The following is a 25,558-nucleotide window of genomic DNA, read 5'->3' as shown; positions in this document are numbered from 1 at the left end:
CCGGCCCCGGTTGACCGAGGTCAGGGCGCGCCGGGCGCGCCGGCGATGCAATGCGCCCCGGTGCCGCCATGGCACCGGGAGTGCAGGCAATGAACCAGGTTCCGTTCGCGGTGTCGCTGCTTCGCCGCGGCATCGATGGACTCGACGACGCCATGCTGCTGCTGCTCGCCGGCCGTCGCCGGCTGGTGGCGGGGCTGGCCGCGAGCAAGCGGCGCGGCGGGCTGCCGGCCTGCGATCCGGCGCGTGAGCACGCCGTGCTCGCGCGCGGCGACGGGCTGGCGCGCCGGCTCGGCCTGCCGCCGGGCCTGGCGCGCGGCCAGCTGGCGCTGCTGATCGCCGACGGCCGCCACCTGCAGGGCCTGGCCGCCGACGGCCTCCCGGTTCCCGACGCGCCCTTCCCGAACCCGAATCCAGGAGACCAGGCCATGGTCGGTGCACCCACCCACCCCTACCTTCGCTGGCTGCCGCCGCCCCGGCGCTGGGCGCCGGTGCTGCGGCGGGTGCCGCAGGCCTGGCAGCGCCAGCTGCTGGAACGTGCGGTCGGGCAACTGCTCGACAAGCCGCTGCGCGCCGGCGAGCTAGGCTTCCTGCAGGGGCGTCGCATCGGCATCGAGGTGCCGGACCTGGGCCTGGCCTGGGTGCTGGGCCTGGAAGATGGCCGACTGCGCAGCGTCGACGGCCCGGCCGAAGCCAGCGTGCGCGGCTCGGCCACCGACCTGCTGCTGCTCGCCAGCCGGCTCGAGGACGCCGACACGCTGTTCTTCCAGCGCCGGCTCGAACTCACCGGCGACACCGAACTGGGCCTGACCGCGCGCAACCTGCTCGACCGCCTGCCCTGGGAAGAGGTGCCGCTGGCGGTGCGCATCGCGCTCAACCGGGGTGCACGCGCCGCGCGCGCGGCCCGCGAGGCCTGGAGGGCCGGTCGATGAAACCACGCTGGCGTGACGAACTGGCAGTCGAGTACGCCGGGCTGAGCGAAAAGCTCGAACGGCTGCTGCCCTGCCTGGAGGTGCCGCTGCACCTGCCCTGGATCGATGCGATCAACACCCTCAAGCGCGAGCGCGGCGCGGTGGTGATGGCGCACAGCTACCAGTCGCCGGAGATCTTCCATGGCGTGGCCGACGTCACCGGCGACTCGCTGGCGCTGGCGCAGGCCGCCGCCGACTGCGACGCCGGGATCGTGGTGCTGGCCGGCGTGCACTTCATGGCCGAGAGCGCGAAGATCCTCGCGCCCCACGTGAAGGTGCTCATCCCCGACCCGCTGGCGGGCTGCTCGCTGGCCGACTCGATCACCGCCGCCGACGTGCGCATGCTGCGCGCGCGCCACCCCGGCGCGCCGGTGGTCACCTACGTCAACACCAGCGCCGAGGTGAAGGCCGAATCCGATGCCTGCTGCACCTCGGCAAACGCGGTGCAGGTGGTCGAGGCCATGGGCGCGGACAAGGTGATCTTCCTGCCCGATCGCTACCTGGGCGCCCACGTGGCCAGCCAGACGAGCGTGCAGCTGGTGCTATGGGACGGCCGCTGCGAGGTGCACGAGACCTTCACCGCGGCCGAGGCCCGGCACGCGCGCGAGCGCTTCGACGCGCGCTTGGTCGCGCATCCCGAATGCCCGCCCGAGGTGCTCGCCGAGGCCGACTTCGTGGGTTCCACCAGCGCCATGGGCGCCTGGCTCGAGCGCGAGCAGCCCGAGCGTGTGGCGCTGATCACCGAGTGCTCGATGGCCGACAACCTGCGCCTGCGCTTCCCGGCCACCGAGTTCATCAAGCCCTGCAACCTCTGTCCGCACATGAAGCGCATCACGCTGCAGAACATCCACGCCTGCCTGCGCGACCTCGGGCCCGAGGTGACGGTGCCCGACGAGGTGGCCGCGCGCGCGCGGCGCGCGCTCGAGCGCATGCTGGCCGTCGGTCGCGGCGAACGGGTCTGAGCGCGGTCCCGCCGCTGGTGGTGGTCGGTGCGGGCGTGGCCGGCCTGTGCACGGCGCTGGCCGCGGCGCCGCGTCCGGTCTGGCTGGTCTGCCGCTCCGCCTGCCCGGTGGGCACCGCCAGCGCCATGGCGCAGGGCGGGCTGGCGGCGGCGGTGGGCGAGGGCGACGACCCGACGCAGCACGCCGCCGACACCCTGGCCGCAGGCGCCTGGCACAACGACGTGGCCGCGGTGCACGCGCTGGTGGCCGCGGCGCCGGGCGTCGTGCAGTGGCTGGCCGGGCTCGGCGTGCCGTTCGACCGCGATGGCGAAGGCCGGCTGCAGCTGGGCCGCGAAGGCGGCCACGGTCGCGCGCGCATCGTGCATGCCGGCGGCGACGCCACCGGCCGTGCGATCACCACCACCCTGGCGCAGGCCGCGGCGGCGGCGCCGCACGTGGGCTGGCTGCCGGGGTGGCGGCTGGAGGCGATCGGCCTGGCGCGCGGGCGCGTGGCCGGGGTGCGCCTGCGCGATGCGCAGGAACGGTCGCGGGAAATCGCGACGCCCGACCTGGTGCTGGCCACCGGCGGCATCGGCGCGCTCTTCGCGGCCACCACCAATCCCCCCGGCGCCGACGGCAGCGGTCTGTCGCTGGCGCTGGCCGCGGGCGCCGACCTGCGCGACCTGGAATTCATCCAGTGGCATCCGACGGCGCTGGACGTTCCGGGCGCCGGCAAGCTGCCCCTGGTCACCGAGGCGCTGCGCGGCGCCGGCGCGCGCCTGGTCGACGGCAATGGCGACCTGCTCATGCCGGGCGGGCACCTGCCCGGCGACCTTGCGCCACGCGACGTGGTGGCGCGGCGCATCTGCCGGCACCAGCAGGAGGGTGGCCGGGCCTGGCTCGACGCGCGCGGCCTCGATGCCGAGGCGTGGCGCCAGTTCCCCACCGTGCTCGCACTGTGTGCAAGGCACGGCTTCGATCCGCGCAGCGAACCCATCCCGGTGACGCCGGCGATGCACTTCCACATGGGCGGCATCGCGGTCGACCCCGATGGCGCCAGCACGGTACCCGGCCTGCACGCGGTGGGCGAGGTGGCCTGCACCGGCGTGCATGGCGCGAACCGGCTCGCCAGCAACTCGCTGCTCGAGGGCGTGGTTTGCGGCAGGCGCCTGGGCGAACGGTTGCGCCAGGCGACGGCGGGCACGGCGCCGGCGGAGCACTGGGTGGATGCCGGGCCCGGCGCCGATGCCGCCGCGCGCGCTGCGATCGCGCGGCTGGCCGGGCGCGCTCTGGGGCCGGTCCGTGACGGCGCGACGCTGGCGCATGCGCTGCAGGCGATCGACTCCGATCGCGCACTTTCAGCCGCCAGACAGGGAAGACTGCTGCTGGCGATGCTCGCCGCGGCGCTCGCGCGCAGGGGCTCCCTGGGCGCGCATCATCGCGTGGACAAAGGGAAAAACCGCAACATACGCCACGGAATCGACACGCCGGCGTACGGCGAAACCGCTTGATGCGGATCATTCCATGCCCCACATTGACCAACGAAACTCGGTTTTCCCCAATGTTCCGGCAGCGATGAATATCTCCCAGTCCTTCGACCGCGCGCAGTTGCTCGAATGCGCCAGCGGCGCCATGTTCGGCCCCGGCGGCGCGCGCCTTCCGTCCGACCCGATGCTGATGTTCGACCGCATCACCGAGATCAGCGAGAGCGGCGGCAAGCACGGCAAGGGATTCATCCGCGCCGAACTCGACATCCGGCCGGACCTTTGGTTCTTCGCCTGCCACTTCGCCGACGACCCAGTGATGCCGGGTTGCCTGGGCCTGGACGCGATGTGGCAGCTGGCCGGTTTCTACCTGCCCTGGCTTGGCGAGCCCGGCCGCGGCCGCGCGCTCGGCGTGGGCCAGGTGAAGTTCACCGGCCAGGTGCTGCCGAGCGCCAAGCTCGTCACCTACGAAATCGATATCCGGCGCGTGGTGCGCGGGCGCCTGAAAATGGTGATCGCCGACGGCCGCACCCTGGTCGACGGCCGCGAGATCTACACGGCCGAGGAACTGCGCGTCGGCCTGTTCTCCTCCACCGAAGGAATGTAGGCATGCGTCGCGTCGTCATCACGGGCATGGGCATCGTCTCGTGCCTGGGCAACACGCTGGACGGCGTCTCGGTGGCGCTGCGCGAAGGGCACAGCGGCATCCGCTTCGACGCCGCCGCCGCCGAAGCCGGCCTGCGCAGCCAGGTTTCCGGCGCGCCGGAGATCGACCTGGCCGCGCGCATCGACCGCAAGGCGCTGCGCTTCATGGGTGACGGCGCGGCCTATGCGCACGTGGCCATGCAGGAAGCCATCACCGACGCCGGCCTCGGGGACGCACAAGTGCGCTCCGACCGCACCGGCCTGTTCGCCGGCTCCGGCGGCGGCTCGACCCAGTGGCAGGTCGAGGCCGCCGACCTGCTGCGCCAGCGCGGCGTGCGCAAGGTGGGCCCGTACATGGTGCCGCGCACGATGGGCTCGACGGTGTCGGCCAACCTGGCCACGGCCTTCGGCATCCGTGGCGCGAGCTATTCGATCGCCGCGGCCTGCGCGACCTCGGCGCACTGCATCGGCGCCGCAGCCGACCAGATCCGCGCCGGCCGCCAGGACATCATGTTCGCGGGCGGCGGCGAGGAGCTGCACTGGTCGCTGAGCCTGCAGTTCGATGCGATGGGCGCGCTGTCGACCAGGCACAACGACACGCCGGCCACGGCCTCGCGCCCCTACGACGCCGACCGCGACGGGTTCGTCATCGCCGGTGGCGGCGGCATGGTGGTGCTCGAGGACTACGAGCACGCGAAGGCGCGCGGCGCCCGCATCCACGCCGAGCTGCTCGGCTACGGCATCAGCTCCGACGGCGCCGACATGGTCGCGCCCTCGGGCGAAGGCGCGGTGCGCTGCATGCAGATGGCGATGGCCGGCCTCGACCGCCCCATCGACTACCTCAATACCCACGGCACGTCGACGCCGCTGGGCGACATCATCGAGCTGCGTGCGGTCCGCGAGGCCTTCGGCGAGGCGATGCCGCCGATCTCGTCCACCAAGGCACTGTCGGGCCACTCGCTCGGCGCCGCCAGCGTGCACGAGGCGATCTACAGCCTGCTGATGATGCGCGACGGTTTCATGGCCGGCTCGGCCCACGTCGCCAACCTCGACCCTCAGGCGGCCGATTTCCCGATCCTGCGCGAGAGCCGCGACGCCACGCTTCGCACGGTGATGTCCAACAGCTTCGGCTTCGGCGGCACCAACGCCTGCCTCGTCTTCGGCACCCCCGCCTGACCGCTTTCCCGTAGGAGCGCCTGAGGGCGCTCCTACGGCGTGGGGTGGGCAGGCGCGGGTGGGGTGGGGGCGTCGGGGAGGCCGGGTTTGCCGGGGTGTTCGTGCCAGTAGCCGTTGACGGCGCCGAGGCGGGGCGGAGGAAGGGTGGAGTGGCGGGCGAGGTCGAAGTGTTCGACGATCTCGCGCATGCCTTCGTGCTGCGGGTAGAGCCGCAGCAGGCCGACGCCGAGTTCGCGCAGGGCCGGGAGTTCCGGGCCAAGGTCGGTGATTTCTTCACCCTGGATCTGGATGCCGTTGATGCGCAGGAAGGGCGTGCCCTCGCGCGTGGCCAGCGGCAGGCCGTCCGGATGTTCGATGCAGCGGAAGCCGCAGGCGTCCTTGGGCACGTCGAAGGCGCGGGCCGTGAAGCAGCGGGCCGAGTACGACAGCGGCAGGCGTCCCCAGGCGATCACCTCCACCTCGGGCGCCGGCAGTCCTTCCGCCGCGTGCGCCGCCAGCAGCTCGTCGATCTGCCGCAGGCCCTGCTCGACGCCGGGCACCCAGCGCCGCAGCCCGTCTTCGGCCAGCATCGCCAGCGCGCGGTGGTTGTAGATGTTCAGGCTTGGCCCGGCCACGAAGCCGGCGCCCGCCTCGCGGCATAGCTGCACCGCGGTCAGGTCGTTGGCTTCGACGAGGAAGCCACCGTGCTCGAGCATGCGCTGCACCGCGTTGAGCTCGGATTCGGCCTCCACCAGCGCCAGGCTGGAAAGCACCACTTCCTTGCCGGCCGTGGCCAGCTCCCCGGCCAGCGCGATCCAGTCGCGCGTGCCCAGTTCGCGGCGCTTGCTGCACACCGTTTCGCCCAGGTAGACCACGTCGACCGGCCAGCCGGCCGCCTCGCGGTAGAAGGCGAGCGTGCGCTCGCGCGGCCAGAAGTATTGCAGCGGTCCGAGGCTGAGTTTCATGCGGTCAGTGCCAGGCGCGGTGGTAGGGGCCGAGCGTGGTCTGGTGGCCTTCGGCGTGGGCCGAAAGCGCCTTCTGCCACTCGGGGCGGGCCTGCCAGCCGGCTGCGTCGGCACGGTGGCGGTCGATGGCCTCGCGCCAGGTACGCGTCACCGAGCTCACGTAGGCCACGCCGCGCTGGCGGCCCTCGATCTTCAGCGCCGCCACGCCGGCCTCCGCCAGCTGCGGCAGCAGTTCGAGGGTGTTGAGGCTGGTCGGCTCCTCGAGCGCGTGGAAGGTTTCGCCGCCCACGTCGAAGCGGCCCTTGCAGACCGTCGGGTAGGCGGCCGGCTCGCCCGGTGCGTAGCGATCCATCAGCAGGCCGTTCAGGCGCACGGCGCGCTGGCCGTCGCCGTGTTCCTCCCAGCGCACGAAGCGCGCCGGCGAGCAGACGCCGTGGCGGTTGGGCGAGGCGCCGGTGACATAGCTTGAGAGCTGGCAGCGGCCTTCGACCATGATGCACAGGCTGCCGAAGGCGAACACCTCCAGCGGCACCGGCGAGCGCTCGCACAGGCGCTCGACCTGCTGCAGCGAAAGCACCCGCGGCAGCACCGCGCGGCTGATGCCGAAGCGATCGTGCATGTAGCGAAGCGCCGGCGCGCTGGTGGCCGACCCCTGCACCGACAGGTGCCGGGCCAGCCCGGGATGCTCGCGCATGGCGTGGTCGAGCACGGCCATTTCGGCGGCGATGATGGCGTCGCAGCCCAGTTCCGCGGCATGGTCCACCGCGGCCTGCCAGGCGCGCAGGCGCGACGTTTCCGGATAGGTGTTCAGGGCCAGGTAGACCTTGCGGCCGCGCTCGTGCGCGTAGGCGATGCCGGCGCGCAGCTCGGCCTCGTCGAAGTTGAGCCCGGGGAAGGCGCGGGCGTTGGTCTGGTCGCGGAAACCGGCGTAGACGGCGTCGGCGCCGGCGTCGATTGCCGCGCGCAGGGCCGGCAGGTTGCCGGCGGGGCAGACCAGTTGCATCACGCTCTCCTTGCGGGAAGTGCGTCACATGCTGGCGGCCGCGCGTCGGCCCGTCATTGACCTGGGTCAGTTCGCCGGCCGTTCGGTGCGGCGACCATGGGTCACCGGCCCCGCGCCGTCGAACCGGAGTACGCGATGAAACGCATTTGCACCCCTGGCCTGCTTCTGGGCCTGGCCCTGGCCCTGCCGGCCATGGCGCAGGACGCCGGCCATACCGGCCATGACGCCCACGAGGCGCAGGACAGCCACGCCGGCCACGACGCCCACGCGGCGCAGGACAGCCATGCGGGCCACGATGCCCACGCCGGCGCCATTCAATACCCGGCGCAGCGCTGGAGCCCCGACCAGCCGCTCAGCGAAGGCATGCAGCGCGTGCGTGCGGCGACCGCGGCGCTGTCACACGGCGACCACGGCCATCTCGACCAGGCGCAGGTGGACAATATCGCCGCCGAGCTGCAGTCGGCCGTGGACGCGATGTTCGCCCAGTGCAAGCTCGAGCCCGAGCCCGACGCGGCCCTCCACCCGCTGCTGGCGCGCGTGCTCGGCGCAGCGACGACCCTGCGTGAAAATGGCTTCGATGCCGACGCGCTGGCGACGCTCGAGCAGGTGCTCGCGGACTACCCGCGGCTGTTCGACGACCCGGCCTGGAGCGAATCCCAGAGCGACTGAACGCGCCGCTCCACCACAGGATCGGGCACGATCGGCTCGCTCCATGGCCGGCTGGTTTCCGCCGGCAACTTGCGGGTGGCGTCGAGGCCCAGCTTCGAGCCCAGGTTGGGCACGGGGCTGGAGAAGTCGAGGTAGTCGATAGGCGTGTTCTCGACCAGCAGGCTGTCGCGCGCCGGGTCCACGCGCGTCGACAGCGCCCACAGCACCTGCGACCAGTCCCGTACGTCGATGTCGTCATCGGTGACGATGACGAACTTGGTGTAGGTGAACTGGCGCAGGTAGGACCACACGCCCATCATCATCCGGCGCGCGTGGCCCGGGTACTGCTTGCGGATCGACACCACCGCGATGCGGTAGGAGCAGGCCTCCGGCGGCAGGTAGAAGTCCACCACCTCCGGGAACACCTTGCGCAGGATCGGCACGAACACGTCGTTGAGCGCCGAACTGAGCACCGAGGGTTCGTCGCCCGGCGCGCGCCCCATGTAGCTGCCGTGGTAGATCGCGTCGCGGCGCATGCGCAGCCGTTTGACGGTGAACACCGGGAACTCGCCCTGGGCATTGTAGTAGCCGGTGTGGTCGCCGAACGGCCCTTCGAGCGCGGTGTCGCCGGGCTCGATGAAGCCCTCGAGCACGATCTCCGCCCCGGCCGGGGCGTCCAGGCCGGTCAGCGCGCTGTGCCAGACCCGGGTGCGGGCGCCGCGCAGCAGGCCGGCGAATTCGTATTCCGACAGCGTGTCGGGCACCGGCGCCACCGCAGCCAGCATCGTCGCCGGATCGGCGCCGATCGCCACCAGCACCGGGAAGGGCTTGCCCGGGTTCGCCGCCCGGAAGTCGGCGAAGTCCAGCGCGCCGCCGCGGTGCGGCAGCCAGCGCATGATCACGCGGTTGCGGTCGATCAGCTGCTGCCGGTAGATGGCCACGTTCTGGCGCGGCTGGCGGGTGCCGCGCGTGACCACGAGGCCGAAGGTGATGAGCCGGCCGGCATCGCCCGGCCAGCAGCGCTGGATCGGCAGCGCGCCGAGGTCGATGTCGTCGCCCTCGAGCACGATCTCGTTGAATGCGGCGTCGGGCGTGGCCTTGGGCGCGACGTGGGCCAGCTGCGCCAGCTCGGGCCAGGTCGACAGGGCCTGGCGCAGGTTCGAGGGCCAGCGCGGCTCCTTGATCGAGGCCAGCAGTTCGCCCAGTTCGCGCAGCGAGGCCAGCGGCCGGCCGTCCAGCGCCCGCTCGATGCGGTCGCGGTGGCCGAACAGGTTGCCCAGCAGCGCATGCCTGGATCCGACCGGGTTGCGCATCAGCAGGGCCGGGCCGCCGCGCTCGAGCGCGAGCCGGCACAGGGCCGTGCTCTCGAGTTCGGGATCGACCGGCGCGTCCACGTGGCGCAGCTGGTCGCGGGCGGACAGGGCGTCGAGGAAGCCGCGCAGGTCGTGGTGGCTCATGCCGCGGCCAGGGCCTGGCCGAGCCGCCGGCTGGCGGCGTCGATGTCGATCCCGCGCCGCAGCAGCCAGTCGTGGTTGAACAGGCTCTCGGCGTAACGCTCGCCGCGGTCGCAGAGCAGGCTGACGATGGCGCCGCGTTCGCCGCGTTCGCGCATGGCCGTCGCCAGGCGCAGGCAGGCGATGAAGTTGGTGCCTGAACTGCCGCCGTAGCGGCGGCCAAGCGCCTCCTCGAGCCACCAGCAGGCGGCCACCGAATCGGCGTCGTCCACTTCCTCCACCGCGTCGACCACGTCGTAGAGGAATCCGGGTTCGGCGCGCGGGCGGCCGATGCCTTCGACCAGCGTGCCGCGGGTCGCCTTCGCGTCTGCATCACGGGTCCGCCAGCCAACGGCGAAGGCGCCGCCGTCGGGCTCGGCGACGCAGACGCGGGTGTCGAGCCGGCGGTAGCGCAGGTAGCGGCCCAGGGTGGCCGAGGTGCCGCCGGTGCCGGCGCCGCAGACCACCCAGGCGGGTTCGGGATGGTCCTCGCGCGCCATCTGCTCGAGGATCGACTCGGCGATGTTGTTGTTGCCGCGCCAGTCGGTGGCGCGTTCGGCCAGGCCGAACTGGTCGAGGTAGCACAGGCCGTTGGCGGCGGCGTGTTCGCGCGCGACGGCGCTGGTGTCCACGCCGGCCGGCACCAGCGTGGCCTCGGCGCCGAGTGCGCGGATCAGCCGCACCTTGGCCGGGGCCGTGCAGTCGGGCATCACCGCCACGAAACGCAGGCCCAGCAGGCGGGCGAACCAGGCCTCGGAGATGGCGGTGCTGCCCGAGGAGGCGTCGATCGCGCCCTGGCCTTCGTGCAGGCGGCCATTGCACAGCGCGTAGAGGTAGAGCGAGCGCGCCAGCCGGTGCTTGAGGCTGCCGGTCGGGTGCGCGGCCTCGTCCTTGAGGTAGAAGCGGATGCCCGGGAAGGCCGGCAGGTCCAGGCGCAGCAGGTGGGTGTCGGCCGAACGCGCGGCTTCCTGGGCCAGGCTGGCCAGGGCCTGCTTGAGCCAGGCGCGGCCGCCGCTCATGCGGCCGCCCCGCCGACCAGGCGCATGGCCTGGCGCTCGAGGTAGTCGAAGTACATTTCCAGGTAGCTGATGCCGTTGCCGGTGTCGAGCAGGAAAGGATTCATCAGGGTGTGGCGCAGGATCACCAGGCGGTCGTCGTCCTCGCCGCCGGCGTCGAGCGTGGCCGGGTCCAGGCCCAGCGAGGCGAGCACGCGGTCGGTTTCCTCCGGCCCCAGCACTTCCGGCCGCAGCGTGGTCATGGAGCCGAAGAACTCGCGTGACTGCAGGGGCTGGCGCGGGTCGAAGCTCAGGCCGCGGTGCAGTTCGCGCACGAAGCGGTTCATGGTGGCCACGTCGCGGTTGCCGGCCGGGTTGAGCGCCAGGCAGATCAGGTTCGAGTCGGGCTCGAAGGGGATGCGGCAGGCCAGCCGCCCCTCGAGCCGCGCGGCGAAGCGGGTGGCGGCGGTGCGGAAGGCCTCGGTGGCCAGGATCGACTCGCGGGGCAGCGCGCCGAAGTGCTCGTGGTCCAGCGGCAGCACCTTGTGGGTGACGTACACCGCCGCCGCGGCCGCGCCGGGCTTGGAGCCTTCGGGGATGAAGCGCCCGAGCTGGCGGAAGCGCTGGAAGAAGTCGCCGTCGTCGCCGGGGCTGAAGACGTAGTCGGCGTCCTCGGCCAGAAGCTGCATGGCGCGCTGGTCGCGGCACAGGAAGGCGCCGGCGCCGTACGGGATGTAACCGAGCTTGTGCGGGTCGACCGTGATCGAGTCGGCACGGCCCAGCGCCGCGACCGCTGCGTGCACCTCGGGCGCGGGGAAGTCGCGGAATTCCTCGCGCATGTCGGCCAGGGGCCGCAGGCGGCCGTCGGCCTCCCGGAACAGGGTGGTCAGGTAGCCGCCCCAGGCAGCGTCCACGTGCACGCAGAAGCCCAGGCCCGCCGCAGCCCAGCGGTCACGGGCGGCGACCAGGGCGTCGAGCGGGTCGATGGTGCCGAACTCGGTGCTGCCCATCACGCCCACCACCATCAGTACGGGCTGGCGTTCGCGGTGGCAGCGCCCGAGCATGTCCTCGAGGGCGTCGGGGTTGGTGCGCATGCCGCGTTCGGGCACGAGCTCGAGCTGGGCGCGGCCCAGACCCATGAGCTTCATGCCCTTGGACCAGGAGTAGTGCGCGGTGACGGGCGCCAGCACGCGCGGCGTCGACAGTTCCGGATGCTTCGCCAGGAAACCCGCCAGGCCCAGGGTCTCGAGCCTTTCGGCGGACAGTCGCTGCCGCCACAGGCGCCGTTCCTTCGGCGAGCAGGCGGCGAGGAAGCCATTCCAGGCCGAGAGCAGGGCCACCGCCGCCGAGGGCGCGAGGTTGAAGGCCGACCAGTCGTCCTCGGGCAGCGGCACCAGCGGCGGCGCGACCGCCCGCAGCGCCACCGGGAAGGCCTTGGTGGCCAGCGCCAGGCGCAGGGACTGGAAATTGGCCAGCGTGCCGCCGGAGGTGAGGTGGCCGAAGGCGCAGTCGGCGCGCGACGGGTCGTCGACGTAGCCGAACAGGCGCGCCAGCTGCAGGCCCACCTTCAGCTCCAGGTCGATCGTCACCGGCGCGGCGTCGATGCTGACGTTGTTGGGGTTGTAGGGCAGGGTGAGGAACTGAGCGGCCAGGCCCGGCAGCAGCAGGTCGGAGACCATATGGCCGATGTAGCGCGGGCTGTGGAACGGTACCGAGCGCTTGAGCGAAGCAGAGAGCGCATGCAGTTCGCGGCGCATGCGCGCCTCGAACTCACGGAAGGCCGGCTCGCCGGCGGCGCCGGTGGGGATGGCCGGCGGATCCTCGGGGTGGAAGTTGCGGCGCCAGTACACGTGGTCGCGCAGGAACTCGACCACCAGTTTCTCGAGCAGTGCGTCGTTCTCGCCGTAGGGGCCGAGGAAGCAGGGCTGGATCGCCGGCGAGGTCATGCCGCCAGCCCCTGCAGGATGCCCAGCGGGTGGTGCGTGCGCGCCACGAAGTACATGAAGGCGAAGGTGGCCAGCGCCGCCGCGTAGAACAGGGCGCGGGCCTTGCGGCTACGGGCGCGCTTGAGGGCCAGGCTTCCCAGCACCACGTACACCACCAGCAGGGCCAGTTTCACGCTCAGCCAGGGCACGACGAAGGGGTTGAGCTTGAGCGCGGTGAGCAGCATCAGCGCCGCGGTCAGCAGCACGGTGTCGATGGTGTAGCTGGTGTAGCGCAGCAGGGCGTGGTTGGCCCAGCGCACGCCGGCCAGCACCAGGGCACCGCGCACGGCGAACAGGCCGCCGCTGGCGAGCACCGAGGCGATGTGCACCATCTTGATCTGGAAGTAGAACTCGAGCATCGAAGGGTCCTCAGCCGGGGCGCCCGTCGGCGCGCGGCGTGGCATAGATCCAGAGCGAACGAAGCACCCAGGGCAGGAAGACGACGACCCAGCCCACGGCGGCGGCCAGGAACCACGGCGCCGGGTTGGCGGCCAGCTCCGAGCCCACGCGCACCGCCGCCACGAGCTGCATGCCGACGAAGGCGATGGCCGGGATGCGGCCCAGCACCAGCGGCCGGCCCGAATGGCCCTGGGTGACGCGGGTCACCATGGCCACCAGCAGGCTGCCGAAGAAGCCGACGGCGATCGCGTGCACCGGGCCGCGGCCCAGCGTGAACTCGCCGGTACCCAGGAACCACAGGCTCTGCGCCGCGTACAGCGCCAGCGCGACCGGCAGCCAGGCATAGCCGACGAACAGCACCCGCAGCAACGCCGGCGCCTTGCCGCGCGGCCACCAGCGCCACAGCATCAGGCCGTGCAGGCCCAGCAGGGGCAGGTCCACCAGCCACAGCCAGTGGTAGAGGTGCGCCAGCTCGAGCGCGAGATGGCCCAGCCACAGCGGCCAGCAGGCCGCCAGCAGCCACATCGGGCGCCAGGGCTGGTAGCCCGGCACGACGTTGCCGGCGAAGAAGGGGAACATGCGGTGCGCCACCGTCGAATAGACGGGCACCAGCAGGCCGAAGGTGCCGATCTTGAGCATGGCGAAGGCCAGGCGCGGCTCGCCTGGCGCATGCAGGTAGATGGCGAAGGCCAGCAGCCCGGCCAGGCCCATCAGCAGGCCGGCGAAGCAGGAAATGGCGTGCCAGTTGCCGCTGCGGTCGCGCGCCAGCCAGCCCGCCAGCACGGCCATGGCGGCGACCCAGCCGGCCACGGTGTTCACCATGCCGATGTGCAGCAGCAGGGCCGACCCGGTGACGAGCGACGCCAGCGTGAGCGCCTGCCCCACCACCAGCCCCAGGCCGACCGGCAGGTAGTGCCAGCGGCTGGCTTCGAGCTGGCCCATCCAGCGCGGGAAGACGGTGAGCAGGAAGCCGAAGATGAAGGTCGGCAGCACCTGGTACTGCATCACGAAGGCATGCATCCAGCCGCCGGGCACGGGAGTGGCGGGCGCCATGCCGGCCAGCCATCCGCTCCACCAGGCCATGGCGGCGAGCACGTTGGCGGCGCCGATGAAAAACAGCAGCCGGTGGGGCGCGGCGGCAAGCGGCAGGCTGGCGGGGAAGGGGGTGGCGGCCATGTGGTTGGCTCCATGTTTCGTGCCGCCACTTTCGCGTCCGCGGGTCACGGGCGCCTTGACGCAAGTCATTCGCAACGGCATCGCCAAAAAGAGGGGCCACCGAAGTGGCCCCAATCACGATCACGCTTCGGAGGATCCTTGGCTCAGCGGGCACTCTCGGTGGCGCCTTCGACCTTGGCCGGCTGGGTGCGCGGCGCGATCCACAGGCGCAGCACGAACCAGGCCAGGGCCAGGGCGCCGACGCTGAAGATCGTGTCGCCGGGCACGCGCATCCACACCAGCATGTCCACGATCGGCTGCTGCATGAACTCGGCCGAGCGGGCGTACCAGTAGCCGTTCTCGATGGCGGCCACCAGCTGCATGATGCCCAGCGGCAGCAGGGTGAACAGCGCCATGCCGGCCAGGCCGATGTTCAGCGCCCAGAAGGCGGTGCGCAGCGGGGCTTCCGGCCAGATCGCGTTCGGCTTCATGCCGCGCAGGCAGAACAGCATCAGGCCGATGCCGAGCATGCCGTAGACGCCGAACAGGGCGGTGTGGCCATGCAGCGGGGTCAGGTTCAGACCCTGCATGTAGTACAGCGGCAGCGGCGGGTTGATCAGGAAGCCGAACAGGCCTGCACCGACGAGGTTCCAGAAGGCCACGGCGGTGAAGAACAGGATCGGCCACTTGTAGCGCTGCATCCACGGCGTCGCCTTGCCCAGCTTGTAGGTGTGGTAGGCCTCGAAGCCGACATAGGCCAGCGGCACCACTTCCAGGGCGGAGAACGAGGCGCCCAGCGCGATCACCGCGGTCGGGGTGCCGGTGAAGTACAGGTGGTGCAGGGTGCCGAGCACGCCGCCGGCCATGAAGACGATGGTGGCGAACAGCACGGCGACCGTCGCCGTATTCGTCTTGATCAGGCCCAGCTTGGTGAACAGGAAGGCGATGACGGCGGTGGCGAAGACCTCGAAGAAGCCCTCGACCCACAGGTGCACCACCCACCAGCGCCAGTACTCGACCATCGACAGGTGCGTGTGCTCGTTCCAGAGCAGGCCGGCGCCGTAGAACAGGCCGATGGCGACGGTCGAGAGGAAGAGCAGGGTGGTGATGGACTTGGACTCGCCGCCGGCACGGATCGCCGGCACCAGGCAGCGGCCGACCAGCACCAGCCAGATGCCCAGGCCCAGGAACAGGAACCACTGCCAGAAGCGGCCGAGGTCCACGTACTCCCAGCCCTGGTGGCCGAACCAGAAGTTGTTCTCCAGGCCCAGCTTCTGCATCACCGCGAACCACTGGCCGGCGAAGGAGCCGACCACGATGATGATCAGGCAGACCCAGAGCACGTTCACGCCCAGCGCCTGGTACTTGGGTTCATGCCCGGAGATCGCGGGGCCGATGTAAAGGCCCATGCCCAGCCAGGCCGTGGCGATCCACAGCACCGCCAGCTGCGTGTGCCAGGTGCGGGTGAGCGAGTAGGGCAGGATTTCCGAGAGCGCGAAGCCGTAGAAGTCCTGGCCCTCGACCTGGTAGTGCGCGGTCATCGCGCCCAGCAGGATCTGGGTGAGGAACAGGGCGATCACGATCCAGAAGTACTTGGCGGTGGCCTTCATCGAAGGCGTCACCTTCACCTGCGCCAGCGGGTCCGTCAGCGGCAGCTTCGGGTCTTCGTCGCGCTCGTGGTTGACCGCGTAGTGCCAGCCCAGCAGCGAAATGCCGGCGATCAGGAACAGCACGCTGAACACCGTCCACATGAACAGGTTCGACGGCGGCTCGTTGCCGACCACGGGGTCGTAGGGCCAGTTGTTGGTGTAGGTGATTTCCTTGCCCGGGCGCTCGGTGACGGCCGTCCAGGCGGTCCACCAGTAGAACGCGGTCATCATCCGGCGGTGGTCGGCGTCGGCGACCGTGGCGTCCTTCATCGCATACGCTTCGCGCAGCGACTTGGTGGCCGGGTCGTTGCTGAACAGGCTCTGGTAGTGCGCCGAGACGTTGTTGATCGCCAGCAGCCGGTCGTCGTCGATGGTGATGGTGCCGGCGGCCTCGTTGAAGGTGTTCGCCCGCATCATCTCCTGCAGGCGGATCTCGAGCGCGGCCTGCTCGGCCTTGCCCAGGGAGGCGTAGTCGGGCGCGGAATAGTCGCTGCGGGCCCAGCCATCGAGGATGGCCATCGCCTCGCGGTGCAGCCAGTCGGCGGTCCAGTCCGGGGCGACGTAGCCGCCGTGGCCCCAGATCGAGCCCAGCTGCTGGCCGCCGATCGATTGCCAGACCACGCGGCCGGTCTGGATATCATCCTTGGTGAAGACCACCTGGCCCGATTCGGTGACCACCTTCTCGGGTATCGGTGGCATGACGCGGTGGATTTCGCTGCCTACCCACAACAGGGCGGCGAACGAAACCGCAAGCAGGGCGGCTAGGCCCAACCACAGTTTCTTGGTGCTGCTCATGACGGCTCTCCTGACAGGACGCCGCCATGCTCGTTTCACGCGCCAACCCGGTCACTGACCCAGATCAAGCCACCGCCCTGTAGGAGCGCCTACAGGCGCGAATCTCTTGCCGGGGGGGCAGTCAGCTGCGCAGCACGGCGCGGGCGAGGTCCTCGAGCCCGGCCGGGTTGCTGATCTCCAGTTCGCGCCGCTCCACCTTCACCAGCCCGTCCTCCTGCAGGCGGCGCAGCACGCGGCTCACCGTCTCCGGCGCCAGGCGCAGGTAGTTGGCGATGTCGGTGCGGGTCATGGTCAGGTGCAGGCGCGTGGCCGAGAAGCCGCGCTGGGCGAAGCGCCGGGACAGCGCCACCAGGAAGGCGGCCATGCGCTGGTCGGCGCTGTAGTCGCCGGCGAGCAGGGCGGCCTTGCCGATGTCCTGGCTCAGCAGCCGGAACAGCTGCGCCTGCAGCCCGGGCATGCGGGTGGCCAGCAGGGCCATCTTCGGGAACGAGAAGCGGCACAGCATCACCGTGTCGAGCGCCACCGCATTGCAGGGGTAGCGGGCCTCGGAAATGGCGTTGAGGCCGATGATCTCGCCCGGGAGGTGGAAACCCAGCACCTGCTCCTGGCCGGAGGCATCGAGCACGTAGGTCTTGACCGTGCCGGCGCGCACCGCCGCGATGGCGTTGAACTCGTCGCCCTCGCGGAAGATGTGGTCGCCCTCGTGGTAGGGCCCGACGTGCTCGACCAGCACGTGCAGGTCCATCAGGTCCGACTTGCTGTAGCCCTGGGACAGGCAGGCATCCGAGAAGGCGCAGGTGCTGCAGAAGCGCAGCTCGTCGCCATCGTCGGCAATGGGATTGTGCCGGGGCCGGCGCGCCGTCGGGCTCACGCAGGGGTCCCCGACGGGTTCAGATTGCCTTGGAGAACCGCGCGGGCTCGGCCTGGGGCTGGTACAGGTAGCGGTCGAAGCATGCGGCGATGATACGCAGCAGCAGGCGTCCGCGCGAGGTCGCCGTGATGCGGGTGGGCGAAACCTCGACCAGGCCGTCGGCCTGCAGGGGCACCAGGCGGGCCAGGTCCTCGGCGAAATAGACCCCGAAATTGATCTCGTGGCGCTCCTCGAGCTCGGGGATGTCCACCTCGCCCTGGCACATCAGCTGCTGGATCAGGTCGGCCCGCAGGTTGTCGTCGGCATCGAGCTGCATGCCGCGCCAGGTGGGCAGGTGGCCGTTGTCGATGGCGATCTCCCAGCTGGGCAGGTCGCGGGGATTCTGGCTGTAGGTGTCGCCCACGTGGCTGATGGCGCTCACGCCCATGCCGACCAGGTCGCAGTCGGCGTGGGTGGTGTAGCCCATGAAGTTGCGGTGCAGGCCGCCCTTCTCCTGGGCGATGGACAGGTCGTCGCCGGGCAGGGCGAAGTGGTCCATGCCGATGTAGCGGTAGCCGGCTGCCGAGAGCTTCTCGATGGCCAGCTGCAGCAGGCCCAGCTTGTCCTCGGCGCTGGGCAGCTGGGACTCGTCGATCTGCTTCTGCGGGCGGAACAGCTGCGGCATGTGCGCATAGCTGTACACGGCCAGGCGGTCCGGCCGCGTGGCGATGACGGTGTCGAGGGTCTTGCCGAAGCCGGCGCGGGTCTGCAGCGGCAGTCCGTAGATCAGGTCCACGTTCACCGAGCGGAAGCCGTGGCGGCGGCAGGCGTCGATCACCGCCTGGGTCTCCTCCACCGACTGGATGCGGTTGACCGCGGCCTGCACGGCCGGGTCGAAGTCCTGCACGCCCAGGCTGGCGCGGTTGAAGCCCATGAAGGCCAGGGCCTCGATGTCGCCGCCCTCGACGAAGCGCGGGTCGAGCTCGATCGAGAAGTCGCGGGTGGGCGACTGGCTGAAGCGGAAATGGGTGTTGAAGCTCTCGAGCAGTTCGGCGATCTGCGAGGCGTTGAAGAAATTCGGCGTGCCGCCGCCCAGGTGGATCTGCAGCACCTCGCGGTCGCGGTCGAACAGCGGGCCGAGCATGGCCACCTCGCGCACCAGGCGCGAAAGGTAGGTGCCGGCGCGCGACTTGTCGCGGGTGATGATGCGGTTGCAGCCGCAGTAGAAGCAGGGGCTGAAGCAGAACGGCACGTGCGCGTACAGCGACAGCCGGCGCGGGATCGGGTCGTCGTTGCTCAGGCGGGCGGCGCGTGCGAAATCCGCCGCCCCGAAGCCCGGCTTGAACTGGGGGGCGGTCGGGTAGGACGTATAACGCGGACCCGGCCGGTCGTACCGGCGGAGCAGGTCGGCGTCGAAGGGAGGAATGGCGGCCATGGCAGGCATCGTGCCGACGACGGTGCATCCATGCCTTGACCTCCGTCAAGCTGAAGGAGGGGGGGTGAACCTGACCCTTTTCCTTCAGAGCCAGCGGGCGCGGCGCAGCAGCACGAACAGGCCGGCGACCACGACGGCGGTCAGGCCGATCACGCCGGCGTAGCCGAAGCGCGTGGCGAACTCGGGCATGTGTGGGAAGTTCATGCCGTACCAGCTGGTGATCAGCGTCGGCGCGGCCAGCAGCGCCGCCCAGCCGGCCAGGCGCTTGACCACTTCGCCCTGGGCCACGGTGACCAGGGCCAGGTTCACCGACATGGCCGCGGTCAGCATTTCGCGCAGCGTGTCGGTGGCGTCGGAGACCCGCAGGATGTGGTCGTAGACGTCGCGGAAGTACAGCCGCATCTCCTCGCCCACCAGGTGCGTGTGCACCCGGGTGAGCTGGCCGGTGATGTCCTGCATCGGCGTCACTGCCAGGCGCAGGCGGGTCAGTTCGCCCTTGAGGTCGTAGAGCTTGCGCACGGTGTCGCGGCTGAAATCCTCGGCGAAGATGTCGTGCTCGAGCTCGTTGAGCTGGTCGCGGAACTCGTCGACGATCGGCAGGTAGTTGTCGACGATGAAGTCGAGCACCGCGTACAGGCCGTAGGCCGGGCCGAGCGCCAGCAGTTCGGGCTCGCGTTCGCAGCGGGCGCGCACGATGTCGTAGGAAAGCGAGGTGCCGTGCCGGACCGTCACCAGGTAGCGCGGGCCGACGAACATGTGGGTTTCGCCGAAGTTGACTCCGCCGTCCACCGCCTGGGCGGTGTGCACGGCGATGAACAGCGAGTTGCCGTAGGCCTCGATCTTCGGCCGCTGGTGCGCGTGGTGGGCGTCCTCGACCGCCAGGTCGTGCAGGCCGAACTCCTCCTGCAGCTTGTCGAGCAGTTCCTCGCCGGGCTCGTACAGGCCCACCCAGACGAAGCTGCCGTCGTCCACCGCCAGCACGTCGCTGATGGCGTCGAGCGAGATGTCGCTGCGGCCGCCGTCGCGGCCGTAGCGAACGCAGTTGACGACCGGGCTCTTCATCGCTTCGGGTCGAAGGTCCGCAACAGGGCCCAGTGTAGCGGCAGCAGCAGCACCACCCACTCGACGTTCTGCTGCGGCATGAAGGGCAGGAACTTCAGGAAGCCGGCCAGGGCGGCGCCGCCGGTGACGATCCACAGCAGCACCCGGAACCGGGCCGAAGGCTCCCGCCCGCGCAGGCGGGCCCAGCCGCCCGGCAGCAGGGCCAGGCACAGCGGGCTGAGCAGCAGCAGGTTCTGGTTGGCGTGGGCGGCGGTGTGCGCCGTACCCAGCCAGAGGAAGGCCATCACGACCCCGGCCAGGCCGGCGATCGTCCAGAACGCCAGGGTGAAACCGGCCAGCGCGCGCGGCGCCCGGCGGCCGGCCAGCAGCACGCCGGCGGCCAGGGCCAGCCCGGCCAGGAAGGCCTTGCCGGCCGTGCGCGGCGCCTCCGCCGGCGGCGGCGCCAGCCGGTGCGGCAGCAGGATTTCCTCGCTGGCCACCAGCGGGCGGCCGTCGGCGAGCCTGACCTCGCGCAGGGCGTCGCGCAGGCGCATCGGGATGAAGGCTTCCTCCCAGCGCGACAGCGGCCGGTCGGCCCGGCCCGACAGACCCAGGTGGAAACCGAGGGCCATCCAGGGCGCCGGCGCCGCCAGCCGCACCGATTCACTGCGCCAGGTATTGCCCTGGGAGCGGCCGGTGAGCTGGGCCTGCAGTTGCCCGTCCAGCGCCCGGTCGAGCGCGTCGCGCACGCGGGTGGAGCAGTTGGCGGTGAAGTAGTCGTAGGCGTAGCGGGCGTTCTCGGGGCGGGCGTTCTCGGCCAGCGCGGCGGCCAGGGCGCTCGCCTTGTCCGGCTCCAGCGCCAGCCACTGGATTCCCACGCCGCGCCCGACGTACTCGTAATAGGCCAGGTCGCGCTCGAGCCGGAGCACCTCGAGCCGGTACTCCATGCGTCCGCGCACGAAGTTGCGGTGGAAGCCGGGCTCGTCGAGGTCGAAGAAGCCGAAGTTGTAGCTCAGGGCCTCGCCGGTGGCCGGGTCCTGCACGATCAGGGCGTTGTGGCCGAATCGCTCCCAGAAGATCTCGCCCGGCTCCATCGTCATCACGCCGATGCGCGGCGCGGCGGCCGTGGCCAGGCCCGGCAGCAGCCAGGCCAGGCAGAGCAGGGCGGTCAGCCAGGCCGGCGCATGCCGGCGCTCAGTCTTCGCCATGCACGCTGACCACGAAGGTGTGCACGCGGCGCCGGTCGGCGCGCCCGACCCGGAAGTGGAAGCGGCCCAGGGCCAGCTCCTCGCCGGCTTCCGGCAGGTGGCCGATGGCCGCGGTGACCAGGCCGCCGATGGTGTCGTATTCGTCGTCGGGGAAGTCGGCGCCGAAGCGCTCGTTGAAGTCCTCGATCGGCGTGAGCGCGTCGACCATGAACTGGCCGTCGGCCTGGGCGGCGATGAGCTTGGTCTCGTCGGCGTCGTCGTGCTCGTCGTCGATCTCGCCGACGATCTGCTCGAGCACGTCCTCGATGGTGACCAGGCCGGCGACGCCGCCGTGCTCGTCGACGACGATGGCCATGTGGTTGCGCGAGAGCCGGAATTCCTTGAGCAGCACGTTCAGGCGCTTGGACTCGGGGATCAGCACCGCCGGCCGCAGCAGTTCGCGCACGGTGGCGGGGCCGCCGTCGCTGACCATGCCGCGCAGCAGGTCCTTGGCCAGCAGGATGCCGAGGATCTCGTCGCGGTCCTCGCCGTGCACGGGGAAGCGCGAGTGGCCCGATTCGACCACCAGCTTCATCAGGTCCAGGAACTGCGCCTCGATGGGCAGGGACACCATCTGCGAGCGCGGGACCATGATGTCGCCAACCTGCTGCTCGGACACCGACAGGGCGCCCTCGAGCATCTTCAGGGTGTCGGCCCCGAGCAGGCCGTTGGCCTGGGCCTCGCGCAGGATTTCGACCAGGTCTTCCCTGGTCCGGGGTTCGCCGGAGAAGGCCAGGCTCAGGCGCTCAAGCCAGGAGCGGCGTTCCGGCGGGCTACTAGGGGAATCTTCTGACATTTCTCTTGGTACGGGCGCCACCAGGGCGGAAACCCGAGTTTACCCGATCGGGGCCAGGCCCCATGCGGGAGGCTCAGTAGGGCTCGGGGAGGCCCAGCCCGGCCAGGATTTCGCGCTCGATCTGCTCCATGGCCTCGGCCTCGCGCTCGTCCTCGTGGTCCAGGCCCAGCAGGTGCAGCACGCCGTGCACGGTGAGGTGGGCGTAGTGGGCGGCCAGGGGCTTGCCCTGCTCGCTGGCCTCGCGGGCCACCACCGGGGCGCAGATCACCAGGTCGCCGAGCAGGGGCAGGTCCACGCCCTCGGGCAACTCGGCCGGGAAGCTGAGCACGTTGGTGGCGTAATCCTTGCCGCGGTAGTGGTGGTTGAGCGAGCGGCCTTCCTTCTCGTCGACGATCCGGATGGCCAGGTCGGCCTTGCGGATCCGGCCCTGCGCGGCCGCGAGGGCCCAGCGGCGGAAGCTGGTGGCGGCGGGCAGGCCCTTGCGCGGCAGGCCGTAGCTGACGCCCACATCAAGTTGCAGCGGTCCCCGGGTCATTCCTGCGACTCCTTGCCGTCACGGGCATCGTAGGCCCGGACGATGCGCGCCACCAGCGGGTGGCGCACCACGTCATGGGCGGTGAAGAAGGTGAAGCTGATGCCGTCGACGCCGCGCAGCACGTCGATGGCGTCGCGCAGGCCCGATTTCTGGTGCTTGGGCAGGTCGATCTGGCTGAGGTCGCCGGTGACCACCGCGGTCGAGCCGAAGCCGATGCGGGTAAGGAACATCTTCATCTGCTCGATGGTGGTGTTCTGGGCCTCGTCGAGGATGACGAAGGCGTCGTTGAGGGTGCGGCCGCGCATGTAGGCCAGCGGCGCGACCTCGATGACGTTGCGCTCGAGCAGCTTGGCCACCTTCTCGACGCCGAGCATCTCGTAGAGCGCGTCGTAGAGGGGACGCAGGTAGGGGTCGACCTTCTGGCTCAGGTCGCCGGGCAGGAAGCCGAGCTTCTCGCCGGCCTCCACCGCCGGGCGCACCAGCAGCACGCGCTGCACGCGGCTTTCGTTGAGCGCCTCGACCGCCATGGCCACGGCCAGGAAGGTCTTGCCGGTGCCGGCCGGGCCGATGCCGAAGTTGATGTCGTGGGTGGCGATGGCGTGCAGGTACTTCTGCTGGTTGGCGCCGCGGCCGCGGATGGTGCCGCGCTTGACCCTGATGGCCACGTCCTGCGGCGAGTAGCCCTGTTCGACCTGGCCGAGGCTGGCCTCGCCCATGCGCAGGTGCAGCTTGTGCGGGTCGAGGGTCTCGGTGGCGGTTTCGGCGTAGAGCGCGTGCAGCAGCTTCTCGGCCGCCTCGACCGGCTTCTCCTGGCCGGTGACCCGGAACACGTGGCCGCGGTTGGCGATCTCCACGCCCAGGCGCAGTTCGATCTGCCGCAGGTGCTCGTCGAACGGCCCGGCCAGGTTGGCCAGCCGCTCCACGTCCTGCGGCTCGAGCACGAAATCGCGATGCGTCGTCTGCTTGCTCATGGGGCTTGCACGACCTCGCCGCGCAGGGAGTTGGTGCGGGCCTCGGTGATGCGCACGTCCACGAACCGGCCGATGAGGCGCCTGCCGCCGGGGAAGTTCACGTTGCGCATGTTCTCGGTCTTGCCGGTCAGCTCGTCCGGGTCCTTGGCGCTCGGGCCCTCCACCAGCACCCGCTGCACGGTGCCCACCATCGCCTCGGCGTAGCGGCGCGCGTTGGCGTTGATGGCGGCCTGCAGGCGCTGCAGTCGTTCGCTGGCCACGTCGGCCGGCACTTCGTCGTGCAGGTTGGCGGCCGGCGTGCCCGGGCGGCGGGAGTAGGCGAAGGAGAAGCTCTGGTCGAAGCCGACGTCCTCGATCAGCTTCATCGTGGCCTCGAAGTCGCGGTCGGTCTCGCCCGGGAAGCCGACGATGAAGTCGGAGCTGAGGGTGATGTCCGGGCGCGCCTCGCGCAGGCGGCGGATCTTGGCCTTGTACTCGAGCGCGGTGTGGCCGCGCTTCATCGCCGCCAGGATGCGGTCGGAGCCCGACTGCACCGGCAGGTGCAGGAAGGCCGCCAGCTGCGGCACGTCGCGGTGCGCCTCGATCAGCGAGTCGGTGAACTCGACCGGGTGCGAGGTGGTGTAGCGGATGCGGCCGATGCCCTCGATCTGGGCGATGGCGCGGATCAGCAGGGCCAGGTCGGCTTCGTCGCCGTCGGCGGTGGCGCCGCGGTAGGCGTTGACGTTCTGCCCCAGCAGGTGGATCTCGCGCACGCCCTGGGCCGCCAGCTGCGCGCATTCGAGCAGCACGTCGTCGAAGGGCCGGCTGACCTCCTCGCCGCGGGTGTAGGGCACCACGCAGAAGCTGCAGTACTTCGAGCAGCCCTCGATGATCGACACGAAGGCGGTCGGGCCCTCGGCGCGGGGCTCGGGCATGCGGTCGAACTTCTCGATCTCCGGGAAGCTGATGTCCACCTGCGGCCGGCCGCTCTCGCGCCGGGCCTCGATCATGCCGGGCAGGCGGTGCAGGGTCTGCGGGCCGAACACCAGGTCGACGAAGGGCGCCCGCCTGAGGATGGCTTCGCCTTCCTGGCTGGCGACGCAGCCGCCGACGCCGATCAGCACCGGCTTGTCCTTCTTCAGGTGCTTCCAGCGGCCCAGCTGGGAGAACACCTTCTCCTGGGCCTTCTCGCGGATCGAGCAGGTGTTGACCAGGATGACGTCGGCCTCGGACTCGTCCTGGGTGAGTTCCAGGCCGTGTTCGGCGGCGAGCACGTCGGCCATGCGGGCCGAGTCGTACTCGTTCATCTGGCAACCGTGGGTCTTGATGTACAGCTTGCCTCTGGCGGGCGCAGTCCCGGGCATGTCGGCGCTTAATCCGTTCCGGAAGGGGGGCGGTATTGTAGCGCCGGGGCCGGCTGGCCGGACCGCCGCCGGACCCGCGTTGGCAACACAGGGCCTTGGCAAGCGGCCCGACCAGGAGTAAACCTCGCGCCATGCCCCGCCACCTGCCCCTGCTGGCCGTGCTGCTGGCTGCCGCCTCCCCGGCGGCGGCGGGCACGCTTTACCGCTGCACCGGCGCCGACGGCATCCCCAATTACTCCAGCCAGAAGGTGCCGGGCGCGCATTGCACCGTCGCCAGCACCTACAGCCCCTCCGACGCCCGTCCGCGGGCCGTGGCCCCGGCTCCCGCCGCCGGCGGCGGCGGGGGCAAGGGCGGTGCGGCCCGCCCGGCGGTGCAGTTCCGCACCGCGGCGGCCGGCCAGGCGCTGGCGCCCCCCGCGGCGCCGTCCGGCGCCCGGGTCACCCGCGGTGCGGTCTACAAGTACGAGCGCGATGGCGTGGTGCACTACACCAACGTGCGGCCGGCCGGCAGCGGCGCGCAAATGCTGTTCAGCTACGTCGAGACCTGCTACGCCTGCGGCCTGCTGCCGGGCGTGGATTTCGGCACCGTGCGGCTCAACCTCGACGCCTATGCCGGCGAGGTGAAGGCGGCGGCCGAGGAGTTCGGGGTCGAGGAGGCGGTGGTGCGGGCGATCATCCACGCCGAGTCGGCCTACCGGCCCAACGCCGTCTCCCATGCCGGGGCCCAGGGCCTGATGCAGCTGATCCCGGCCACCGCCGAACGCTTCGGCGTGGCCGACGTGTTCGACCCGGGCCAGAACATCCGCGGCGGCGTGCAATACCTGTCGTGGCTGCTCAATCGCTACAACGGCGACCTGACCCTGGCCGCCGCCGGCTACAACGCCGGCGAGGGTGCGGTGGACCGGCACGGCGGCGTGCCGCCCTATGCCGAGACGCAGCGCTACGTCCAGCGCGTGGGCCAGCTGGCCGAGCGCTACCGCGGGGCCCTGGCGGCCAACTGAGCCCGTCGGCGGGCGGCCGGAGGGGCGGCGTTGTGGCTCTTGCACCGCGTCCGCTACAA

At 71.0% G+C, this 25,558-nt stretch carries 23 protein-coding genes; 7 read left to right on the top strand and 16 right to left on the bottom strand.

Annotation, left to right across the window (positions count from 1 at the left end):
- The first annotated feature begins 89 nt into the window (after positions 1 to 89).
- The 5 genes from ubiT to fabB all read left to right on the top strand — a co-directional run bounded on the left by ubiT (position 90) and on the right by fabB (position 5,214).
- Positions 90 to 929, top strand: a complete 840-nt coding sequence (gene ubiT, locus C6N40_RS09570) for a ubiquinone anaerobic biosynthesis accessory factor UbiT (protein ID WP_106990852.1) — start codon at positions 90 to 92, stop codon at positions 927 to 929.
- On the top strand, positions 926 to 1,930 hold the full coding sequence (gene nadA / locus C6N40_RS09565; protein ID WP_106990796.1) for a quinolinate synthase NadA: 1,005 nt from the start codon (positions 926 to 928) through the stop codon (positions 1,928 to 1,930). Before ubiT ends, nadA begins: the two co-directional genes overlap by 4 nt.
- Before the next feature lie 17 nt (positions 1,931 to 1,947).
- On the top strand, positions 1,948 to 3,420 hold the full coding sequence (locus tag C6N40_RS09560) for an L-aspartate oxidase (protein ID WP_240183495.1): 1,473 nt from the start codon (positions 1,948 to 1,950) through the stop codon (positions 3,418 to 3,420).
- 64 nt (positions 3,421 to 3,484) lie between these two features.
- Complete coding sequence (gene fabA, locus C6N40_RS09555; protein ID WP_106990795.1) at positions 3,485 to 4,000, top strand: 3-hydroxyacyl-[acyl-carrier-protein] dehydratase FabA; 516 nt, start codon at positions 3,485 to 3,487, stop codon at positions 3,998 to 4,000.
- Between the two features lie 2 nt (positions 4,001 to 4,002).
- Entirely contained in the window at positions 4,003 to 5,214 is a 1,212-nt protein-coding gene (gene fabB, locus C6N40_RS09550; RefSeq protein ID WP_106990794.1) for a beta-ketoacyl-ACP synthase I, read from the top strand.
- Positions 5,215 to 5,246: 32 nt separating this feature from the next.
- Here fabB and C6N40_RS09545 read toward each other — a convergent pair whose 3' ends face one another.
- Positions 5,247 to 6,158: a U32 family peptidase gene (locus tag C6N40_RS09545; RefSeq protein ID WP_106990793.1), complete on the bottom strand. Its 912-nt coding sequence runs from the start codon at positions 6,156 to 6,158 to the stop codon at positions 5,247 to 5,249.
- Between the two features lie 4 nt (positions 6,159 to 6,162).
- Complete coding sequence (gene ubiU / locus C6N40_RS09540; RefSeq protein ID WP_106990792.1) at positions 6,163 to 7,161, bottom strand: ubiquinone anaerobic biosynthesis protein UbiU; 999 nt, start codon at positions 7,159 to 7,161, stop codon at positions 6,163 to 6,165.
- Positions 7,162 to 7,296: 135 nt separating this feature from the next.
- Here ubiU and C6N40_RS09535 point away from each other — a divergent pair, with 135 nt between their 5' ends.
- The gene (locus C6N40_RS09535; RefSeq protein ID WP_162782175.1) at positions 7,297 to 7,830 is read left to right on the top strand and encodes a DnrO protein; all 534 of its coding nucleotides are present in this window, start codon (positions 7,297 to 7,299) and stop codon (positions 7,828 to 7,830) included.
- Here the strand turns inward: C6N40_RS09535 and C6N40_RS09530 are convergent.
- The 14 genes from C6N40_RS09530 to miaB all read right to left on the bottom strand — a co-directional run bounded on the left by C6N40_RS09530 (position 7,779) and on the right by miaB (position 24,498).
- Positions 7,779 to 9,266, bottom strand: a complete 1,488-nt coding sequence (locus C6N40_RS09530; RefSeq protein WP_106990790.1) for a UbiD family decarboxylase — start codon at positions 9,264 to 9,266, stop codon at positions 7,779 to 7,781. The genes C6N40_RS09535 and C6N40_RS09530 overlap by 52 nt on opposite strands.
- Positions 9,263 to 10,321 carry a PLP-dependent cysteine synthase family protein gene (locus C6N40_RS09525; RefSeq protein ID WP_106990789.1) on the bottom strand — a complete coding sequence of 353 codons (1,059 nt, stop codon included), beginning with the start codon at positions 10,319 to 10,321 and terminating at the stop codon, positions 9,263 to 9,265. The genes C6N40_RS09530 and C6N40_RS09525 overlap by 4 nt, the downstream gene beginning before the upstream one ends.
- A complete protein-coding gene (locus C6N40_RS09520; RefSeq protein WP_106990788.1) occupies positions 10,318 to 12,243 on the bottom strand; it encodes a pyridoxal phosphate-dependent decarboxylase family protein in 1,926 nt (641 codons plus the stop codon). Before C6N40_RS09520 ends, C6N40_RS09525 begins: the two co-directional genes overlap by 4 nt.
- On the bottom strand, positions 12,240 to 12,641 hold the full coding sequence (locus C6N40_RS09515) for a SirB2 family protein (RefSeq protein ID WP_106990850.1): 402 nt from the start codon (positions 12,639 to 12,641) through the stop codon (positions 12,240 to 12,242). Before C6N40_RS09515 ends, C6N40_RS09520 begins: the two co-directional genes overlap by 4 nt.
- A gap of 10 nt (positions 12,642 to 12,651) precedes the next feature.
- Positions 12,652 to 13,857, bottom strand: coding sequence for an NnrS family protein (locus C6N40_RS09510; protein ID WP_240183494.1), 1,206 nt, complete (start codon positions 13,855 to 13,857; stop codon positions 12,652 to 12,654).
- A gap of 143 nt (positions 13,858 to 14,000) precedes the next feature.
- On the bottom strand, positions 14,001 to 16,280 hold the full coding sequence (locus C6N40_RS09505; RefSeq protein WP_106990786.1) for a nitric-oxide reductase large subunit: 2,280 nt from the start codon (positions 16,278 to 16,280) through the stop codon (positions 14,001 to 14,003).
- A 121-nt stretch (positions 16,281 to 16,401) separates the two neighbouring features.
- Complete coding sequence (locus tag C6N40_RS09500) at positions 16,402 to 17,151, bottom strand: helix-turn-helix domain-containing protein (RefSeq protein WP_240183493.1); 750 nt, start codon at positions 17,149 to 17,151, stop codon at positions 16,402 to 16,404.
- A 19-nt stretch (positions 17,152 to 17,170) separates the two neighbouring features.
- Complete coding sequence (gene hemN, locus C6N40_RS09495) at positions 17,171 to 18,565, bottom strand: oxygen-independent coproporphyrinogen III oxidase (protein WP_106990785.1); 1,395 nt, start codon at positions 18,563 to 18,565, stop codon at positions 17,171 to 17,173.
- An 84-nt stretch (positions 18,566 to 18,649) separates the two neighbouring features.
- A complete protein-coding gene (gene corA / locus C6N40_RS09490) occupies positions 18,650 to 19,627 on the bottom strand; it encodes a magnesium/cobalt transporter CorA (RefSeq protein ID WP_106990784.1) in 978 nt (325 codons plus the stop codon).
- A complete protein-coding gene (locus C6N40_RS09485) occupies positions 19,624 to 20,814 on the bottom strand; it encodes a lipoprotein N-acyltransferase Lnb domain-containing protein (RefSeq protein ID WP_106990783.1) in 1,191 nt (396 codons plus the stop codon). Before C6N40_RS09485 ends, corA begins: the two co-directional genes overlap by 4 nt.
- Positions 20,801 to 21,649, bottom strand: a complete 849-nt coding sequence (locus C6N40_RS09480; protein WP_106990782.1) for a CorC family transporter — start codon at positions 21,647 to 21,649, stop codon at positions 20,801 to 20,803. The genes C6N40_RS09485 and C6N40_RS09480 overlap by 14 nt, the downstream gene beginning before the upstream one ends.
- A 73-nt stretch (positions 21,650 to 21,722) precedes the next feature.
- Positions 21,723 to 22,184: an rRNA maturation RNase YbeY gene (ybeY, locus tag C6N40_RS09475; RefSeq protein WP_106990781.1), complete on the bottom strand. Its 462-nt coding sequence runs from the start codon at positions 22,182 to 22,184 to the stop codon at positions 21,723 to 21,725.
- Positions 22,181 to 23,155, bottom strand: a complete 975-nt coding sequence (locus tag C6N40_RS09470) for a PhoH family protein (protein WP_106990780.1) — start codon at positions 23,153 to 23,155, stop codon at positions 22,181 to 22,183. The genes ybeY and C6N40_RS09470 overlap by 4 nt, the downstream gene beginning before the upstream one ends.
- Positions 23,152 to 24,498, bottom strand: a complete 1,347-nt coding sequence (gene miaB / locus C6N40_RS09465; RefSeq protein WP_106990779.1) for a tRNA (N6-isopentenyl adenosine(37)-C2)-methylthiotransferase MiaB — start codon at positions 24,496 to 24,498, stop codon at positions 23,152 to 23,154. Before miaB ends, C6N40_RS09470 begins: the two co-directional genes overlap by 4 nt.
- A 131-nt stretch (positions 24,499 to 24,629) precedes the next feature.
- Here miaB and C6N40_RS09460 point away from each other — a divergent pair, with 131 nt between their 5' ends.
- On the top strand, positions 24,630 to 25,499 hold the full coding sequence (locus C6N40_RS09460) for a lytic transglycosylase domain-containing protein (protein ID WP_106990778.1): 870 nt from the start codon (positions 24,630 to 24,632) through the stop codon (positions 25,497 to 25,499).
- Positions 25,500 to 25,558: the final 59 nt, after the last annotated feature.

Source organism: Arenimonas caeni, assembly GCF_003024235.1.
Taxonomy (GTDB): domain Bacteria; phylum Pseudomonadota; class Gammaproteobacteria; order Xanthomonadales; family Xanthomonadaceae; genus Arenimonas; species Arenimonas caeni.
Note: the sequence above shows the minus strand (reverse complement) of the source record. Positions and strands in the feature narration are given on the sequence as shown.